The sequence below is a fragment of the Aureimonas sp. D3 genome (assembly GCF_001463805.1).
GTDB classification, from domain to species: Bacteria; Pseudomonadota; Alphaproteobacteria; order Rhizobiales; family Rhizobiaceae; genus Aureimonas; species Aureimonas ureilytica_A.
Map to the genome: position 1 here is coordinate 1 of NZ_BBWM01000046.1, position 16,740 is coordinate 16,740.

Annotated in this window: 15 protein-coding genes; 11 read left to right on the forward strand and 4 right to left on the reverse strand. The window is 66.0% G+C overall.

The window, feature by feature from the left end:
• The 4 genes from dnaA to AUL36_RS13705 form a co-directional block, all read left to right on the forward strand.
• The coding region (gene dnaA, locus AUL36_RS13690) for a chromosomal replication initiator protein DnaA (protein ID WP_062221692.1) at positions 1 to 1,140 on the forward strand (1,140 nt) is incomplete at its 5' end.
• Positions 1,141 to 1,401: 261 nt separating this feature from the next.
• Positions 1,402 to 2,520 carry a DNA polymerase III subunit beta gene (gene dnaN / locus AUL36_RS13695; RefSeq protein WP_062221694.1) on the forward strand — a complete coding sequence of 373 codons (1,119 nt, stop codon included), beginning with the start codon at positions 1,402 to 1,404 and terminating at the stop codon, positions 2,518 to 2,520.
• 23 nt (positions 2,521 to 2,543) lie between these two features.
• On the forward strand, positions 2,544 to 3,695 hold the full coding sequence (gene recF / locus AUL36_RS13700) for a DNA replication/repair protein RecF (protein WP_062221696.1): 1,152 nt from the start codon (positions 2,544 to 2,546) through the stop codon (positions 3,693 to 3,695).
• The gene (locus AUL36_RS13705) at positions 3,692 to 4,462 is read left to right on the forward strand and encodes a molybdopterin-synthase adenylyltransferase MoeB (RefSeq protein ID WP_062221699.1); all 771 of its coding nucleotides are present in this window, start codon (positions 3,692 to 3,694) and stop codon (positions 4,460 to 4,462) included. Before recF ends, AUL36_RS13705 begins: the two co-directional genes overlap by 4 nt.
• A gap of 42 nt (positions 4,463 to 4,504) precedes the next feature.
• On the opposite strand, the gene AUL36_RS13710 is transcribed toward AUL36_RS13705, so the two are convergent.
• The gene (locus AUL36_RS13710; protein ID WP_062221701.1) at positions 4,505 to 6,121 is read right to left on the reverse strand and encodes a methyl-accepting chemotaxis protein; all 1,617 of its coding nucleotides are present in this window, start codon (positions 6,119 to 6,121) and stop codon (positions 4,505 to 4,507) included.
• Between the two features lie 321 nt (positions 6,122 to 6,442).
• Here AUL36_RS13710 and AUL36_RS13715 point away from each other — a divergent pair, with 321 nt between their 5' ends.
• On the forward strand, positions 6,443 to 6,916 hold the full coding sequence (locus tag AUL36_RS13715) for an SH3 domain-containing protein (protein ID WP_244493394.1): 474 nt from the start codon (positions 6,443 to 6,445) through the stop codon (positions 6,914 to 6,916).
• 112 nt (positions 6,917 to 7,028) lie between these two features.
• Here AUL36_RS13715 and irrA read toward each other — a convergent pair whose 3' ends face one another.
• Positions 7,029 to 7,505 (reverse strand): iron response transcriptional regulator IrrA, encoded by a 477-nt coding sequence (irrA, locus tag AUL36_RS13720; protein WP_082640212.1) that lies wholly within the window; start codon positions 7,503 to 7,505, stop codon positions 7,029 to 7,031.
• Positions 7,506 to 7,630: 125 nt separating this feature from the next.
• A complete protein-coding gene (locus AUL36_RS13725; protein ID WP_062221705.1) occupies positions 7,631 to 8,089 on the reverse strand; it encodes a hypothetical protein in 459 nt (152 codons plus the stop codon).
• Between the two features lie 202 nt (positions 8,090 to 8,291).
• Here AUL36_RS13725 and fabA point away from each other — a divergent pair, with 202 nt between their 5' ends.
• Genes fabA through fabI form a run of 3 tightly spaced genes read left to right on the forward strand, consistent with a single transcriptional unit; the run spans position 8,292 to position 10,956 of the window.
• On the forward strand, positions 8,292 to 8,825 hold the full coding sequence (gene fabA / locus AUL36_RS13730) for a 3-hydroxyacyl-[acyl-carrier-protein] dehydratase FabA (RefSeq protein WP_058599931.1): 534 nt from the start codon (positions 8,292 to 8,294) through the stop codon (positions 8,823 to 8,825).
• Between the two features lie 57 nt (positions 8,826 to 8,882).
• Positions 8,883 to 10,106 (forward strand): beta-ketoacyl-ACP synthase I, encoded by a 1,224-nt coding sequence (gene fabB / locus AUL36_RS13735; protein ID WP_062221707.1) that lies wholly within the window; start codon positions 8,883 to 8,885, stop codon positions 10,104 to 10,106.
• A gap of 13 nt (positions 10,107 to 10,119) precedes the next feature.
• Positions 10,120 to 10,956, forward strand: coding sequence for an enoyl-ACP reductase FabI (gene fabI, locus AUL36_RS13740; RefSeq protein WP_062221709.1), 837 nt, complete (start codon positions 10,120 to 10,122; stop codon positions 10,954 to 10,956).
• A 66-nt stretch (positions 10,957 to 11,022) separates the two neighbouring features.
• On the opposite strand, the gene AUL36_RS13745 is transcribed toward fabI, so the two are convergent.
• Positions 11,023 to 11,463 carry an Lrp/AsnC family transcriptional regulator gene (locus AUL36_RS13745; protein ID WP_019995972.1) on the reverse strand — a complete coding sequence of 147 codons (441 nt, stop codon included), beginning with the start codon at positions 11,461 to 11,463 and terminating at the stop codon, positions 11,023 to 11,025.
• A 124-nt stretch (positions 11,464 to 11,587) separates the two neighbouring features.
• Between AUL36_RS13745 and alr the strand changes: the two genes are divergently transcribed.
• The 3 genes from alr (at position 11,588) to AUL36_RS13760 (ending at position 16,598) form a co-directional block, all read left to right on the forward strand.
• On the forward strand, positions 11,588 to 12,736 hold the full coding sequence (gene alr, locus AUL36_RS13750) for an alanine racemase (protein ID WP_062221711.1): 1,149 nt from the start codon (positions 11,588 to 11,590) through the stop codon (positions 12,734 to 12,736).
• The gene (locus AUL36_RS13755) at positions 12,733 to 13,989 is read left to right on the forward strand and encodes a D-amino acid dehydrogenase (RefSeq protein ID WP_062221713.1); all 1,257 of its coding nucleotides are present in this window, start codon (positions 12,733 to 12,735) and stop codon (positions 13,987 to 13,989) included. Before alr ends, AUL36_RS13755 begins: the two co-directional genes overlap by 4 nt.
• A gap of 206 nt (positions 13,990 to 14,195) precedes the next feature.
• Positions 14,196 to 16,598: a diguanylate cyclase domain-containing protein gene (locus AUL36_RS13760; RefSeq protein WP_062221715.1), complete on the forward strand. Its 2,403-nt coding sequence runs from the start codon at positions 14,196 to 14,198 to the stop codon at positions 16,596 to 16,598.
• The last annotated feature ends 142 nt before the right edge of the window (positions 16,599 to 16,740 follow it).

Consider the following 16,740-nt stretch of genomic DNA (forward strand, 5'->3'; position numbering starts at 1 on the left):
GCTCTCACGCCCGCCGCCCAAGCCCTGCCCGCGCCGACGCCCCGCGCGGCGACAGCCGAGCGCGCGGCCGGCGTCGAAACCGTCCGCCCGCAGAGCGATTTCGGCTCGCCGCTCGATCCGCGCTATGTCTTCGAGAGCTTCGTGGAAGGCGCGTCCAACCGCGTGGCGCTCGCCGCCGCGCGTTCGATCGCCGAAAACGGGCCGCAGTCGGTGCGCTTCAACCCGCTCTTCCTCCATGCCTCGGTGGGCTTGGGCAAGACGCACCTCCTCCAAGCCATCGCCAATGCGGCGCTGGAGCGCGAGGATCGCCCGCGCGTCGTCTATCTCACGGCCGAATATTTCATGTGGCGCTTCGCCACCGCGATCCGCGACAACCAGGCGCTCGACTTCAAGGAGAACCTGCGCGGCATCGACATCCTGATCATCGACGACATGCAGTTCCTGCAGGGCAAGTCGATCCAGCAGGAATTCTGCCATCTTCTCAACGCGCTGATCGATTCCGCGCGGCAGGTCATCGTGGCGGCGGACCGGCCGGCCTTCGAGCTGGAATCGCTCGACAGCCGCGTGCGCTCGCGCCTCGCCGGCGGCGTCGCCATCGAGATCGTCTCGCCCGACTTCGACATGCGCAAGGGCATCATCGCCGCGCGCGTCGATGCCATGAAGGCCGCCGATCCGAGCTTTGCGATCAACGAGGGCGTGCTCGACACGATCGCCCGGCGCGTGACCGGCTCGGGCCGCGACCTCGAAGGCGCGTTCAACCAGATCGCCTTCCGCCACTCGGTCGGCCAGCCGCTTTCGAACCAGCATCTCGACGACCTCCTGAACCAGCTGACCCGCGCGGGCGGCGAAAAGCGGGTGCGGATCGAGGACATCCTGAAATTCGTCTCGCGCCATTACAACGTGTCGCGCACGGACATCCTCTCGGCCCGGCGCACGCGCACCATCGTGCGCCCGCGCCAGATCGCCATGTATCTCGCCAAGACCATGACGCCGCGCTCGCTGCCCGAGATCGGCCGTAGATTCGGCGGGCGCGATCATACGACCGTGCTTCACGCGGTGCGCAAGATCGAGGCCGAGCGCGCGAGCGACCAGAAGCTCGCTGAAGAGCTCGACGTCATCCGCCGCATGATCGAGGAATAAGCGCAGGCGAAACGCCCTCGATCGAAGGTCCGGGCATCAGCGCACCGGACCTTCCATTCGGCGGTCTTTCGGCCGCATGGGGGCGGGCCGCCCGCGCAGCACGCTTCGGCGCTTGGCCCTGGCCCGCCCGCTTCCGCGCAAGGCCGGCCCGCAGGCGCTTTTTCTTTTGCGCCCGCCCTTGGTCCTATTCTACAAGGTTCGGACCTTTGCGCGGGTGCCGGTTCTCGGCGCATCCTCAAGTTCCCGAACGGTCTTTTCGCCATGCGTATTCTCATCGAGCGGTCGAACCTCCTCAAGTCGCTGAGCCACGTGCAGCGCGTGGTGGAGCGGCGCAACACGATCCCGATCCTGTCCAACGTCCTCTTGAAGACGGAAGACGCGGGCATGCGACTAAAGGCGACCGATCTCGACATCGAGATCACCGAAACCGTGCCGGCCATGAGCGAGCAGCCGGGCGCGACCACCGTGCCCGCCCATCTCCTCTACGACATCGTGCGCAAGCTGCCCGACGGCTCGGAGGTCATGCTCCAGACCGACGGAAACGGCGGGCAGATGACCGTCACCTCGGGCCGCTCGAACTTCCGCCTTCAGTGCCTGCCGGAAGCAGACTTCCCGGACATCACGGCCGGCACCTTCACCCATGCCTTCAAGCTGAAGACCGGCGATCTCGCGCGCCTCATCGAGCGCACGCAATTCGCGATTTCGACGGAAGAGACGCGCTATTATCTGAACGGCATCTTCTTCCACACATTGGAATCGGGCGGCGCGCTGCAGCTTCGCTCGGTCGCGACGGACGGGCATCGCCTCGCCCGCGCCGAAACCGACGCGCCGGCCGGCTCCGAAGGGATGCCGGGCATTATCGTGCCGCGCAAGGCCGTGTCGGAAATCCAGAAACTGCTCGGCGAAGGCGCCGAGATGGTCGATGTGGAGCTGTCCGACTCCAAGATCCGCTTCACGATCGGCCCGGTCGTCATGACCTCCAAGCTGATCGACGGCACCTTCCCCGACTATCAGCGCGTCATCCCCACCGGCAACGACAAGGCGCTGACGCTGGATCGCCAGAGCTTCGCCCATGCGGTGGACCGCGTCTCGACCATCTCGTCCGAGCGCGGCCGGGCGGTGAAGCTCGCGGTCTCGGCCAGCCAGCTCGTGCTCACCGTCAATTCGCCCGATGCCGGCACGGCGACCGAGGAACTGGCCGTGGGCTATGACTCCGACGAGCTGGAAATCGGCTTCAACGCCAAATATCTCCTCGACATCACCGGGCAGCTGTCGGGCGAGTCGGCCGTGTTCATGATGGCCGATCCCGGCTCGCCGACGCTGATCAAGGACGGGGGCGACGAGCGCACGCTCTATGTTCTGATGCCCATGCGCGTTTGAGGCCGGCGCCCGATCTTCAATCCATGCCATCCGATCCAGCGCCCGGCCCCGATGCGCGCATTCGCGTGGCCGGGCTCGGCCTCGTGGACTTCCGCAACTACCCGACCCTCAGCCTCAATCTGAGTTCGCGCTTTGTCGTGTTCCATGGCGACAACGGCGCGGGGAAGACCAATCTTCTGGAGGCGCTGTCGCTTCTCTCGCCCGGGCGCGGCCTGCGCCGGGCGAGCTATGGCGAGATCGCGCGCGCGCGCGGCTCGGGCGGCTTTTCCGTGCGCGCCCGCCTGCGGGAAGAAGATGGCGATGTCAGGGATCTCCTGACGCTGGTGCGCCCGGACGAGGAGAATGGCGCGAACCGCATCCTGCGCATCGACGGCGCGCAGGCGCGCACGGGCGACGAGCTTCTCGATCATCTGCGCGTGGTCTGGCTGACGCCGGCCATGGACGGACTCTTCACCGGCCCCGCCGCCGAGCGCCGCCGCTTTCTGGACCGCATGGTTCTGACCGTCGATCCTGGCCATGGAAGGCGCGCGCTCGACTACGAGAAGGCCATGCGCGGGCGCAACCGGCTCCTCTCCGAGGACCGGATGGACGATGGCTGGCTCTCAGGCATCGAAGCGCAGATGGCCGAGTTGGGTCTTGCCATCGCGCTCGCCCGCGCCGATCTGGTGGAGCGGTTGCGCAGCTCGATCGAAAGCATCGGCGGCTCGCCCTTTCCGGTTGCCAATCTGCATCTTCAATCCGGCTACGAAGAGCTGGATCTTCAGGGCGCGGCGGTGGACCTCGAAGACCGGATCGGCGCGCGCCTGCGCGCCCGGCGCGGGCTCGACCGCGCGGCCGGGCGCACGCTGGAAGGGCCGCATCGCAGCGATCTAGACGTCATTCACCGCGCCAAATCCATGCCGGCCGCGCTCTCCTCCACGGGCGAGCAGAAGGCCCTTCTCGTCGGTCTGGTGATCGCCCATGCGCGCCTCGTGGAAGCGTCGAGCGGCATGACGCCGCTTCTGCTTCTGGACGAAATCGCCGCCCATCTCGATCCCGGCCGCCGCGCCGCCCTGTTCGACATTCTGGACGATCTGGGCGTTCAGGCCTTCCTGACCGGCACGGACGCGGCCTTGTTCGACGCGTTGGCCGGCCGCGCACAAATGGTCGAAATCCGCAACGGAGCCGCTCTATGACGGATGCCCCTCCCCTTTCGGGCGACGAGTTGCAACGCTACGCCCGCCATCTCGTGCTGGCCGATGTCGGCGGGCCGGGGCAGCAGCGATTGAAGCGCTCGCGGATGCTGATTCTGGGGGCGGGCGGTCTCGGCTCGCCGGTCGCGCTCTATCTGGCGGCGGCGGGCGTCGGCACGCTCGGGATCGTGGACGACGACACCGTGTCCCTTTCCAATCTCCAGCGCCAGATCCTACATGGCACGCCCGATATCGGACGCCCGAAGCTCGACAGCGCGCGGGATGCGCTGGCGCGCCTGAACCCGCATGTCACCGTCGAGCCCCACGCGATCAGGCTGGACGGCGAGAACGGAGCGGCCATCATCGCCGGTTACGACATCGTGATCGACGGCTCGGATAACTTCGCGACGCGCTATGCGCTGGCCGATCTCTGCGAGCAGCTGGAGAAGCCCTTGGTGACGGCGGCCGTGCAGCGCTTTTCCGGCTCGCTGACCGTCCTCGTGCCCTTCCAGCCGAATGGCGAGGGCCGGCGTCATCCGCGCTACCGCGACCTCTTTCCCGAGCCGCCGGCCGCCGGCCTCGTGCCGACCTGCGCGGAGGCCGGCATTCTGGGCGTCGTCACCGGCATTCTCGGCACGCTCGCCGCTTGCGAGGCGATCAAGCTGGCGACCGGCGCGGGCGAGCCGCTGATCGGCCGCCTGCTTCTGGTGGATACGCTGCGGATGCGCTTCGAGGAAATCCGCTACCGTCGCCCGAAAGTGAAGGGCTGAGGGATCGAAGGCTGCGGCATCGATCTTCGACGCGCTTCCGCATCAAGCGCGTCGACGTAGAGCAACAGGCTGATCACCGGCGTCGAAGAACGCATCCTCATCCCGCAAGGAGGGGGCGGCCTGAGGCTGAGCCTTCCCGGATGAAGGCCGCTCGGCCACGGCGGCCGGCGCGTCGTCCTTGGCATGGATCTGGAAATAGCTGGCTCGCTCGTTGAGGCGGGACGCCTCGCTGGCCAGTTGCACGGCCGTCGCGGACAATTCGTTGGACGCCCCGGCGTTCGACTGCGTGACCTGATCGAGCTGCTGGATCGCCTGGTTGATCTGGCTGACGCCGACCGACTGTTCTCGCGCGGCGGCGGAAATCTCCATGACGAGTTCGGCCGTGCGCTCGATGTCGGGCACCATTTCGGCGAGCTTGCGGCCCGCCTCGTCAGACGCACGGCGCGTCGAGTCCGACAGCGTTGCGATCTCGCTCGCCGCGTGCTGCGAACGCTCGGCGAGTTTGCGCACCTCGGAGGCAACCACGGCGAACCCCTTGCCGTGCTGACCGGCGCGTGCCGCCTCGATCGCGGCGTTCAGGGCCAGGAGATCGGTCTGGCGCGCGATGTCCTGCACGATGCGGATATGCTCGTAGATCGTGTGGATCGCCTGAACGGAGCCGATCATCGCCTCACTCGTCTCGCGGGCCGATTGCGAGGCGCGCCGCGCGATCGCCTCGGTCTGCCCGGCGTTCTCGGCGCTTTGGCGCAGATTGGCGGTCATCTCCTCCACCGCCGCCGAGGCCTGTTCGGAGGCGGCGGCCTGTTCCGTCGCGCCCGACGACAATTGCTCGGCCGCGACGGCCGACTGGCTGGAGCCTGCGGCCACCTGATCGGCCGACGCGCGCACTTCGGACAAGATGTCCCGCAGGCGGGCGCGCGTCTCTTCCAACCGGTCGAGCAGCGTGCCGATCTCGTCGCGGCGCCCATGGCGAATGGCCTCGGCGATCTCGCCCCTGCCGAGCCGCTCGGTTTGCGCAACGGCGACGGAAAGCCCCCGGTTGACGAGAAGGCTCAGCCAGACGGCTGCGCCAAGGCCGAGAAGAACGGCAGCGGTGACGATCGCGACGAGAATGTTGCGGGTGGAGTAATAGGCGTTTTCCGAACGCTGGGTTTCCTCGGCCGCGGTCTGCTGTTGCAGTTGCGAAAGCGCGCCGACGCTGTCCAAAATGACCTTCATGGCGGGCACCGCCTCGCGTTCGATGATCCCAAGCGCTTCCGGCGTTCCACGCAGCTTGCGCGCGTGGGTAGTCGCCGCCTCATAGCGCGCGACGGCATCGCGCAGCGTGTCCACCTGATCGACCGCAAGGCGGGTGTGGGAGCGATAGGTGTCGATACCGGCTTTCGCCCTTGCCAGCGCCGCATCGATGGTCCGGTCCATCTCGCTGTGACGGGCCGGGTCGGTGACGAGAAGCGAGCGATTGACGACGCGCCCGGCGTCCAACAGATCGGCGCGGATGTCGGCGAGCCGAAGGCTCTGCGCGAAGGGCCGATCGTGGAAGTTCATGAATCGATCGTTGGACCGGCCGAGGCTGTCGATCCCGATGAAGCCAACCGCCGCCATGGCCACCAAAACAATCGCGAAGCCGCCCGCGAGTTTCTGCCTGATCGTAAACCGCATGACGTGCCCCTTCGAACGTAAGTGAGGCATTACAACCTTTTCGAGTTGAGAATCTCTTGTAGGCTGAGACCCGGCGCGCGGCAGCGTTAGCGGAGTCTTATTCCTGATGCTCAGGTTCACGAAAAGAAGATCAGCTTCGGGAAGGGTTCGTTAACCGCGATGAGCGATGGTGGAGAGGTTCCTGCCGGAGTTCATAAAGCCTTGATGTTCCCCTCCGTTTCGCTCCGTCGCTCGCTTCTGTCCGCCCTCGCCCTTTTGACGCTCGCCTCGCATGTGCAAGCTCAGACGCCCGCCGCCGCCGCGACGCGGCCCGAGTCGGCCATGCCCGCCGCCGCGGAAGAGGGACAGGACCCGGATATGAGCCGGAAGCTGCCCCTGCCCCGTTTCGTGTCGCTGAAGTCGGCCCGCGTGAACCTGCGCGTCGGCCCCGGCAAGGACTACGCGGTGTCCTGGCTTTTCACCAAGCCCGGCCTGCCGGTCGAGATCATCCAGGAATACGATCTCTGGCGGCGTATTCGCGATGCGGACGGGACGGAAGGCTGGGTCTATCACTCGCTTCTGTCGGGCGAGCGCACCGCTTTGGCCGCTCCCTGGCTGAAGAGCAAGAAGGGCGCGCTGGTCACGGTGCACCGCTCGGCCGCCGCCGATTCCTCCGTGGTGGCCGAAATGGAGCCGGGTGTCGTCGCCAAAGTGCGCGAGTGCTCCTTCAGCTGGTGCGAAGTGGAAGCGGGCGGGCGTCGCGGCTTCGTCTCGCAGAACGAAATGTGGGGTGTGTATCCCGACGAGCGGTTCTGAACCGACGGCGGGAATGCCCGAACGGAAAAAGGCCGGCGCCCCATGGGCCCGGCCTTTTTTCATGCGATCCTCGCGAGAACATGAAAAAGGCGGCGGATGCCGCCTTTCAGCATCAGGAAAGGCTGGTCTTCTCGCGCTTGCGGCGCACGCGCACCACCACGTCGATATTGACGATCTCCATGCCCTCGGGCGGCGCGGGAATGTTCTCGACGCTGATCGCACCGTCGGGAATGTCGATCATCGTGTTGTCGGATTCCACGAAGAAGTGGAAATGATCCGACGTGTTCGTGTCGAAATAGGTGCGCTGGCCTTCCGCCGAGAGCGGACGCACAAGGCCGGCATCGGTGAACTGGTGCAGCGTGTTGTAGACGGTGGCGAGCGAGACGGGCTCACCGGCGCGGTGTGCCTCCTCGTGCAACTCTTCGGCCGACAGATGCCGGTCGCCCGCGCCGAAGATCAGATTGCACAGAGCCACGCGCTGGCGCGTCGGCCGCAGGCCGGCGGAGCGCAGACGTTCGAACACACAAAACGACGATGCCCGATGGGCGTCCCGTGATGTGTCCTGCGAGGGCTTGGCCCGATTGTCCATGATGCTTCGCCGTAATGTTGAGTCTTATATTCCGCTTTTACGGCCCCGTGCGCTGCACCGCAAGACCGCGTTCTCGTGACAGCATAATCCCCTCGGCCTAAAAGAACAATTGCGCCTCGCGCGCATCAGCTGCACCGCTCCGCAAGAAGCGCGAGAGCCTTGCCCGAGCCCTTGAGCGGCAGGCGAAAGGACCCCGCCGGGCTGGAAAGTTCCAGTTCCTTGCCCCGCTTCAGCCGATCGAAGAGCGGCTTCATCTCGGCCGCCTTGTCGGAGCGCACGAAGCGCGAGCCCGGCCCGTGCGGCTCGGCCTCGGCCTTGGCGGGCAGCAGGGTCGCCACGCCGTCGACGCTGAAAACCAGCGTCGCCGGGCGGCCTTCCGGGTAGCGCGCGCCGGTGCCCGAGACGATGGTGCGAAGCCGCCCCGGCGCTTCGCATTCGAACTGCACGCCCGCTGGCCGCCCCTTTTGCGTATAGGCGGCGCGCACCGATCCGCCAGCCGTCTCGCCGCGCCATTCCTGCGCGTGCGCAGGGCCTGCCAGTACGAGCATCAGCGCCGCCCCGGCCGCAAACCCCTGATACGCCATCCATCTCCGCCCTCGTTTCGCCCTGTCCGCCGGGCATCTGCCTGCATGACGCGGGGAGATGGGCGCAAGAAAGGCGAGAGGAAAGATTGAAGAAACGTTGAATCCAAGCGAGGGCTGACGCATTTGCCCTTGAACGCACCCGTGCTAAGGGCTTCGCGACGAACGCGGCCTTCGAGAGTGCCGTGAGGAAACGGGCAAGGCAATGACGACAGGCAAGACCCACTTCGACAAGGACGATCTTCTGGCCTGCGGCCGGGGCGAACTGTTCGGTGCGGGCAACGCGCAATTGCCGCTGCCGCCCATGCTCATGTTCGATCGCATCACCGAGGTGACGACGGATGGCGGCGAGTTCGGCAAGGGCTCGATCCGTGCAGAGTTCGACGTCTCGCCCGATCTCTGGTTCTTCGACTGCCACTTCAAGGGCGATCCGGTCATGCCGGGGTGCCTCGGCCTCGACGCGCTCTGGCAGCTCACCGGCTTCTATCTCGGCTGGCTGGGCGAGGAAGGGCGCGGGCGCGCGCTCGGCGTCGGCGAGGTGAAGTTCTCCGGCCAGGTGACGCCCAAGGTCAAGCTCGTGGAATACGGCGTCGAGTTCCGCCGCGTCATGCGCTCCAAGCTCAAGCTCGGCATCGCGGAAGGGTGGATGAAGGCCGATGGCGAGGTCATCTACCGCGCCAGCAACCTGCGCGTCGGCCTGTTCAAGGACGGCGAAGCGGATGCCTCGGTCGGCGGCTGAGCGCAAACACTGACAGATTATAGGCGGTCCCAGCGGACCCCAAGAAGGAGTTAGGCCATGAGGCGGGTCGTCGTGACCGGAATGGGCATCGTGTCCTCGATCGGCAACGATCTCAGCGAGGTCACGGCCTCGCTGCGCGAGGCGAAGTCCGGCATCAGCTTCTCCGAGGATTTCGCCGAGAACGGCTTCAAGTGCCGCGTCTGGGGCAAACCCAATCTCGACGTGACCGACCTCGTGGACCGTCGCGCCATGCGCTTCCTCAGCCAGGGCGGCGCCTGGAACCATGTCGCCATGAAGCAGGCGATCGCCGATTCCGGGCTGGACGAGAAGGACATCTCGAACAACGAACGCACCGGCATCATCATGGGCTCGGGCGGCCCCTCGACGCGCACGCTGATCGAGGCCGCCGACATCACGCGCAAGAACAACAGCCCCAAGCGCATCGGCCCCTTCGCGGTGCCCAAGGCCATGTCGTCCACGGCCTCGGCGACGCTGGCGACCTGGTTCAAGATCCACGGCGTCAACTACTCGATCTCCTCGGCCTGCTCGACCTCGGCCCATTGCATCGGCAATGCGGCGGAGATGATCCAGTGGGGCAAGCAGGACGTGATGTTCGCCGGCGGCCACGAAGACCTCGACTGGACCATGTCGAACCTCTTCGACGCCATGGGCGCCATGTCCTCCAACTTCAACGACCAGCCGGCCTCGGCCTCGCGCGCCTATGACAAGAACCGCGACGGGTTCGTGATCGCGGGCGGCGCGGGCGTCGTGGTTCTGGAAGAATACGAGCGGGCGAAGGCGCGCGGCGCCAAGATCTATGCCGAACTCGTCGGCTACGGCGCGACCTCGGACGGCTACGACATGGTGGCCCCTTCGGGCGAAGGCGCGATCCGCTGCATGCGTCAGGCGCTTGCCACGGTGAACGGCAGGGTCGACTACGTGAACACGCACGGCACCTCGACGCCGGTCGGCGATAGCAAGGAGATCGGCGCGATCCGCGAAGTGTTTGGCGACGCCATCCCGCATATCCAGTCCACGAAGTCGCTCACCGGCCATTCGCTGGGCGCGGCGGGCGTGCAGGAAGCCATCTATTCGCTTCTGATGATGCAGGCGGGTTTCGTGGGCGAAAGCGCCCATATTCAGGAACTAGACCCGGAATTCGAGGGCGTTCCGATCGTGCGCCAGCGCATCGACGATGCCAAGATCGACATCGCCCTGTCCAATTCCTTCGGCTTCGGCGGCACCAATGCCACGCTGGTCTTCCAGCGCGTACCCAACTGAGAAAGCCCTTTCGATGAATGATCTGATGAAGGGCAAACGCGGCCTCGTGATGGGCGTCGCGAACCACAATTCCATTGCCTGGGGCGCGGCGAAAGCCATGGCGGCCCAGGGCGCCGAGATCGCCTTCAGCTATCAGGGCGAAGCCTTCGGCAAGCGCCTGCGCCCGCTGGCGGCCGAAATCGGCTCGACCCTGCTCGTGGATTGCGACGTCGAGGACATCGCCTCGGTGGACGCCCTGTTCGAGACGCTGAAAGCGGAATGGGGCCAGATCGACTTCTTGGTCCACGCGATCGGCTTTTCCGACAAGAACGAACTGAAGGGCCTCTACGCCGACACGACGCGCGAGAACTTCTCGCGCACCATGGTGATCTCCTGCTTCTCCTTCACCGAAGTCGCCAAGCGCGCGGCTGCGATGATGAACGAGGGCGGCTCCATGGTGACGCTGACCTATGGCGGCTCGATGCGCGTCATGCCGAACTACAACGTGATGGGCGTTGCCAAGGCGGCGCTGGAAGCCTCCGTGCGCTATCTCGCGGCCGATTTCGGCCCGCGCGACATCCGCGTCAACGCCGTGTCAGCCGGCCCCTTGCGCACGCTGGCGGGCGCGGGTGTCTCCGACGCGCGCCTGATGCTGAACTACCAGCGCCGCAACGCGCCCATGCGCCGCAACGTGACGCATGAGGAAGTCGGCAACTCGACGCTTTATCTCCTGTCGGACCTGTCCAAGGGCGTGACGGGCGAAATCCACTATGTGGATGCCGGCTACAACATCATGTCCATGCCCGCGCTGGACGAGTTGAAGACGCAGGAAAGCCGCGCCGTCGCGGCCGGCGAGACGTCGGGCGAATAAACCGACCGACATTCGAAGCCTTCAAAAGCCCGTCGCTCCATCCCGAGCGGCGGGCTTTTTTCGTTCTCAAAGCACGCTGCGGATGGCGAAGCTCGAATTGATCCGCTGGACGCCCGGCAGGCGCGACAGCACCTCCTTGTGAATGCGCTCATAGTCGCCCGCTCCGGCGGCTTCGAGGCGCAGGAGATAGTCCTCTTCGCCGGTCATGAGATAGCATTCGCGGATTTCGGGATGTTTCAGAACCTCCGCTTCGAAGCGGCGCAGCACATCCTCGGTCTGCCGCTCCAGGCTGATGCGCACGATCACCACATGGCCCTCCCGACCCTCGGCTCCGGCGACGATGGCGGTGTATCCGCGGATGACGCCGCTTTCCTCCAGAATCTGCACACGGCGCAGGCAGGCCGATGGTGACAAACCGACCTCGCCCGCCAAGGCGACATTCGTCATCCGCCCGTCGCGGCGCAGGGCGCGGATGATCTTGCGGTCGGTGTTGTCGAGGTCCGGCATGAAATGGCGCGGCTTTCGAAGATGATGGCGTCGGAGGGCGATCTTTCGAATTTTGTGCGCGAGATCGGCCGTACATTCAAGAATGATTGCGCCACAATTCGAGGAGTTCCGATTGGAGGCGCGCATGCTCGTGATCTCGTCCGCTTCATCCCCCGCTCTGCCCATTTCAGCGGCAGGCGCTGTCAGCGCCGGTGCCGTTCTGACGATCGATCTGTCGGCCTTGCGCGCGAACTATCGCCGGCTCTGCCGCGAGGCCGGCGGCGCGCGGGTCGCGGGCGTCGTGAAGGCCGACGCCTATGGGCTCGGGGCCGAGCGCGTCGCGCCCGCCCTCTGGAGCGAGGGCTGCCGCAGCTTCTTCGTGGCGCATCTTTCCGAAGCCCTGGCGCTGCGCCCGGCTTTGCCCTCTGAGGCGGAAATCTTCGTTCTGAATGGGCTCGCGCCCGGCGACGAGCGCCGCTGCGCGGAGGCCGGCATCACGCCCGTCATCAATTCGGGCACGCAACTGGTGGCTTGGTCGGCGCTCGCCCAGACGCTTGGTCGCCCGCTTCCCGCCGCTCTACAGGTGGACAGCGGCATGGCCCGGCTCGGCCTTGCGCCCGAAGAGGTCGCGGCGATCGCGGCCGACCCGGCGCATCTTGCCGGGGTCGACGTGACCCTCGTGATGAGCCATCTCGCCTGCGCCGACGAACCGGAGCACCCGGCCAACCGCGCGCAGTTAGAGGCCTTCAAAGCGCTCGCGGCCCGCCTGCCGGAGGCGCGGCGCTCGCTCGCCAATTCCGCCGGCGTGTTTCTCGGCCCGGACTTCCATTTCGACCTCTGCCGCCCCGGCATCGCGCTGTATGGCGGCCAGCCCTTCGAGGGGCCGGAGAACCCGATGCGCGCCGTCGCCCGGCTCGACGCGCGCGTCATCCAGATTCGCGAGGTGCCGGCGGGCGCGGGCGTCGGCTATGGCTGGAGCCTCGTCACCCCCGGCGCGATGCGGCTCGCCACGATCGGCATCGGCTATGCCGATGGCTGGCCGCGATCCTTGAGCAATCGGCTGGGCGCCTATCATGACGGGCAGCCGCTCGGCGCGGCCGGCCGCGTCTCCATGGATTCCGTCATTCTCGATATCGGCTCGGCGGCTCTCAAGCCCGGCGATCTCGTGGAACTGATCGGCCCGCATCAGAGCTTGGGCGAAGTGGCCGCCACGGCCGGCACCATCCCCTATGAAATCCTCACCGCCCTCGGCCAGAGATTCGAGCGGCGCTATGCTGAAGGAGCGCTGGCATGAAGATCGCGGTTCTGGGCGCGGGCGTCATCGGCGTCACGTCGGCGTGGTATCTCGCCAAGGCCGGGCACGAGGTCACCGTCATCGACCGGCAGGCGGGGCCGGCGCTGGAGACGAGCTTCGCCAATGCGGGCGAGGTCTCCTTCGGCTATTGCTCGCCCTGGGCTGCGCCCGGCATTCCGAAAAAGGCGATCAAGTGGCTCATGATGGAGCACGCGCCGCTGATCCTGCGCCCGAAGATGGACGCGGCCATGCTGCGCTGGCTGACGCGGATGCTGCGCAATTGCACGGCCGAGCGCTACGCCATCAACAAGAGCCGGATGCTGCGGCTCGCCGATTACAGCCGCACGAGTCTCGCCGAGCTGCGCCGCGACACCAATATCGAATACGACCAGCGCATGAAGGGCACGCTCCAGCTCTTCCGCACGCGCGAACAGCTCGACGCCTCGCTGAAGGACCAGAAGGCGTTGAGCGAGGACGGCATCGCCTACGAGGTGCTCGACCCCGAAGGCTGCATCCGCATGGAGCCGGCGCTCGCCCATGCGCGCGAGAAGATCGTCGGCGGGCTGCTGACGCCCAATGACGAGACGGGCGACTGTTTCAAGTTCACCAATGGCCTCGCCGAGCGGGCCGAAGCGCGCGGCGTGCGCTTCGCCTATGGGCGCACGATCCAAGGGCTTCGCGTCGAGGGCGGGCGGTGCCTTGGCGTCGAGACGGATCGGGGCTTCGAGGCGGCCGATGCCGTCGTCGTCGCGCTCGGCTCCTACTCGCCGCTTCTGGTGAAACCCTTCGGCATCGATCTGCCCGTTTATCCCGTGAAGGGCTATTCGCTGACCATCCCGATCGTCGACGAGGCCCGCGCGCCCGAATCCACCGTGATGGACGAGAGCTACAAGATCGCCATCACGCGCCTCGGCAACCGCATCCGCGTCGGCGGCATGGCCGAGATTTCCGGCTTCACCAACGATCTGGCCGAAGCGCGCCGGCGCACGCTGGAGCATTCGGTCACCGACCTCTTCCCAGGCGGCGACGTGAAACAGGCGAGCTTCTGGTCGGGCCTGCGGCCGATGACCCCGGACGGAACCCCCGTGATCGGCCCCACCAAGATCGCCGGCCTGTTTCTGAACACCGGCCATGGAACGCTGGGCTGGACCATGTCGTCGGGATCGGGCCGGCTCCTCGCCGATCTCGTCAGCGGCCGAACAGCGGACATCGACGCGCGCGATCTCGCCGTGGCGCGATACGGCAGGGCCTGATGGAGACAGCGCCTCGCCTTGGGGCAGGCGAGCCCCTTCAACATTCGTTAAGCTTGACAATCGTAAGGTTTCACGGCCGAACTAAGCCATTGCGCGGTTCACCCATTCTTCAATCGGGGCGTTGTTAAAGTCGGTGAGGACAGGCCTGTCCGCCGTCTTTAAACCTCGCGACCTCGCCCGGTCGCTTCCTATGGCGACCTCCGCGTATGAGCCTTGCCGCAGCCGCTCCTGCGACCGAAAGCCGTTCCGTTTCGCGCTGGCCGGCGCACCGTCAGCGCGCCTTCGTCTTCTGGGCGGCGCTGGTGGCCTTGCTTCTGTCCTTCTGCACGGTCTCCATCATGACGCTGGTGGAGTTGCGCAACGACACATGGCAGCGCGCCGCCAACAGCGCTCGCAGCCTGGCGTTGGCCCAATCGCTCGAAATTTCACGCCGCTTCCAGATCTATGACAGCGTGCTGCGCTCCATCGCCCAAGTCGCAGGCGACGATGCCTTCACGCAGATCGACTGGATCTCGCAGCAGGCCGTCCTGTTCGATGGGGCGTTGGTGGATTCCGCGCTGGCCGATATCATCGTCGCCGATGCCACTGGCCGGGTCCGCTGGAGCCGACGAGGTGGCGTCGGCGCGGAGACGAACATCTCCGACACACCCTATTTTCAGGCGCAGCGTGCAGCCATCCGCAATGGCCTTCTGATCAGTCGCCCTTTGGTGCTGCATGGCCGTGCGCCGGATATGGTCGTCGCCATCAGCCGCGGCCTGGAAACGCGGGACGGATCCTTCGACGGCTTGGTGACCGCGTTGGTGCGACTGGATCTTTTCGAACACATCATGACCGGAGCCACACTTGGTCCGAACGACGTGGTCAATCTGGTTTCGGAAGATGGGATCTTTCTGGCGCGGTCCCCCTCGCTTCCGGGCATCGTGGGACGAGACGTCTCGTCGGTGCCCGACGCCTCGCTCTTTCTGAGCGCACCGCCGGAGGGCTTCACCTCCCGCTCCCAGTTCGACCATATCCAACGGATCTTCAGCGCGGTCCATCTGCGCGACATGCCGCTGCTGCTCAGCGTCGGGCTGTCGGAAGACGATATCTTCGCCTCCTGGAACCGACGAGCGCAGACGATCGGACTGATTCTCTGCCTTCTCGCCGGTATGACGCTGTTCCTGGCTTTCCAGATTCGGCGCGAGTTTCGCCGACGCATCGAGACGGAAAACACGCTTCGCAGCAGCGAAGAACAATACCGGCTTCTGGCGGACCATTCGACCGACCTCATCATTCGCCTCGATGCGGAAATGAACCGGCGCTACGTGTCTCCGGCGGCCCTGCGCTTTCTCGGATACGAGCCGGACGAGATGCTGGACCAGAACGCGCGAACGCTGATCCATCCCGATGACTGGCCCATCGTGCTGCGCATTGCGGACAACGCGCGTCAGGCGGTGGGTGGAACGGAAGACTGCTATCGCCTTCGCCGCCGAGACGGCAGCTACATCTGGGTGGAAGGCCGCTACAGCTACGTGCCGAGCGACGGTGGGTTCATCGCCGTCTTGCGCGACATCACAAAGCGCCGAATGGTGGAAGCCAAGCTCGCGGCTGCCCATGCCGAGTTGACGGCGCTCGTCAACACAGACCCGCTCACCGGCCTGTCCAATCGTCGCCATTTCGACGAGATGCTTTTGGACCTCGCGGCGAAGGGCGACGGCGCGCCGGTCAGCCTTCTGATGATGGATATCGATCGGTTCAAGCTGTTCAACGACACCTATGGCCACCCCGAAGGGGACCGCTGCCTGCGCGCGGTGGCAGGCGCCATGCGGACTGCGATGGAGAGCGAGAACGCCGTGCCCGCGCGAATCGGCGGTGAGGAAATGGCCCTCATCCTGCCCGGCCGCACGCTGGCGCAAGCTCAGATCGTGGCCGAGCGCATTCGCGCGACGGTCGAGGCGCTCGCCATTCCCCATGCCGGCAACGAGACGAATGGCGCGATAGTGACGCTCAGCATCGGCTGCGCCGAGCGCCCCTGCCAAGCCGACGTGCTGGAACCGCTGATCGGCGAAGCCGATCAAATGCTTTACGAAGCCAAGCGGACGGGCCGCAATCGCGTCGCCAGCCGGTTGATCCTGCGCAAGGCGCAGCCCCTTCCCGCTGCGCCGACCGACCATCCGCGGCGCGAAGCAGTCGAGCGTTTTCGTGTGCTCAAGCTCGCCAATGGGCGTGATGAACTCGACACGCTCGCCAAACATGTGGCCGATCTCCTGAAGATGCCGGTCGGTTTCATCTCGCTCTACGATCGAAACGAAGTCGAACTTGTCGGCCGCCACAACATCACGCTGGCTACCAGCTCCAAGGACGCGTCTTTCTGCCGATATGCGGTTCAAGCCCAGGAGCCGATGGTGGTCGCGGATTTGTCCATCGACCCGCGCTTTGCGCAGAATCCCTTCGTGACCTGCGATCGGGGCGCGCGCTTCTATGCCGCCGCGCCGATGATCGACCCGCGCTCCGGTGAGGCAATCGGGGCCGTCAGCGTCTGTCACCATCAGCCGTACTATCTCTTCGGTGCCGAGGAGCGCGCCATTCTGACCACCTTCGCCCGAATGGCGATGCAGGGAATGGACTGACGTCGTAGCCGCCCCTCCCCAACCGTCTCACGGGAATTTGAATGATTCTCGACGGGACGCGAAAGCGGGCCGAAGAGATTGCCCAATCCCGCCGCATCGGCTGCTCAGAGGTGCGGCAGGCCTCCAAAGCCTGCCTGGGAGG

Excerpts from the sequence above, each read along its gene's own strand:
- dnaN (WP_062221694.1), top strand. The coding sequence starts at position 1,402 with ATGCGTATTCTCATCGAGCGGTCGAACCTCCTCAAGTCGCTGAGCCAC.
- recF (WP_062221696.1), top strand. The coding sequence starts at position 2,544 with ATGCCATCCGATCCAGCGCCCGGCCCCGATGCGCGCATTCGCGTGGCC.
- AUL36_RS13705 (WP_062221699.1), top strand. The coding sequence starts at position 3,692 with ATGACGGATGCCCCTCCCCTTTCGGGCGACGAGTTGCAACGCTACGCC.
- AUL36_RS13710 (WP_062221701.1), bottom strand. The coding sequence starts at position 6,121 with ATGCGGTTTACGATCAGGCAGAAACTCGCGGGCGGCTTCGCGATTGTT.
- AUL36_RS13715 (WP_244493394.1), top strand. The coding sequence starts at position 6,443 with ATGCCCGCCGCCGCGGAAGAGGGACAGGACCCGGATATGAGCCGGAAG.
- irrA (WP_082640212.1), bottom strand. The coding sequence starts at position 7,505 with ATGGACAATCGGGCCAAGCCCTCGCAGGACACATCACGGGACGCCCAT.
- AUL36_RS13725 (WP_062221705.1), bottom strand. The coding sequence starts at position 8,089 with ATGGCGTATCAGGGGTTTGCGGCCGGGGCGGCGCTGATGCTCGTACTG.
- fabA (WP_058599931.1), top strand. The coding sequence starts at position 8,292 with ATGACGACAGGCAAGACCCACTTCGACAAGGACGATCTTCTGGCCTGC.
- fabB (WP_062221707.1), top strand. The coding sequence starts at position 8,883 with ATGAGGCGGGTCGTCGTGACCGGAATGGGCATCGTGTCCTCGATCGGC.
- fabI (WP_062221709.1), top strand. The coding sequence starts at position 10,120 with ATGAATGATCTGATGAAGGGCAAACGCGGCCTCGTGATGGGCGTCGCG.
- AUL36_RS13745 (WP_019995972.1), bottom strand. The coding sequence starts at position 11,463 with ATGCCGGACCTCGACAACACCGACCGCAAGATCATCCGCGCCCTGCGC.
- alr (WP_062221711.1), top strand. The coding sequence starts at position 11,588 with ATGCTCGTGATCTCGTCCGCTTCATCCCCCGCTCTGCCCATTTCAGCG.
- AUL36_RS13755 (WP_062221713.1), top strand. The coding sequence starts at position 12,733 with ATGAAGATCGCGGTTCTGGGCGCGGGCGTCATCGGCGTCACGTCGGCG.
- AUL36_RS13760 (WP_062221715.1), top strand. The coding sequence starts at position 14,196 with ATGAGCCTTGCCGCAGCCGCTCCTGCGACCGAAAGCCGTTCCGTTTCG.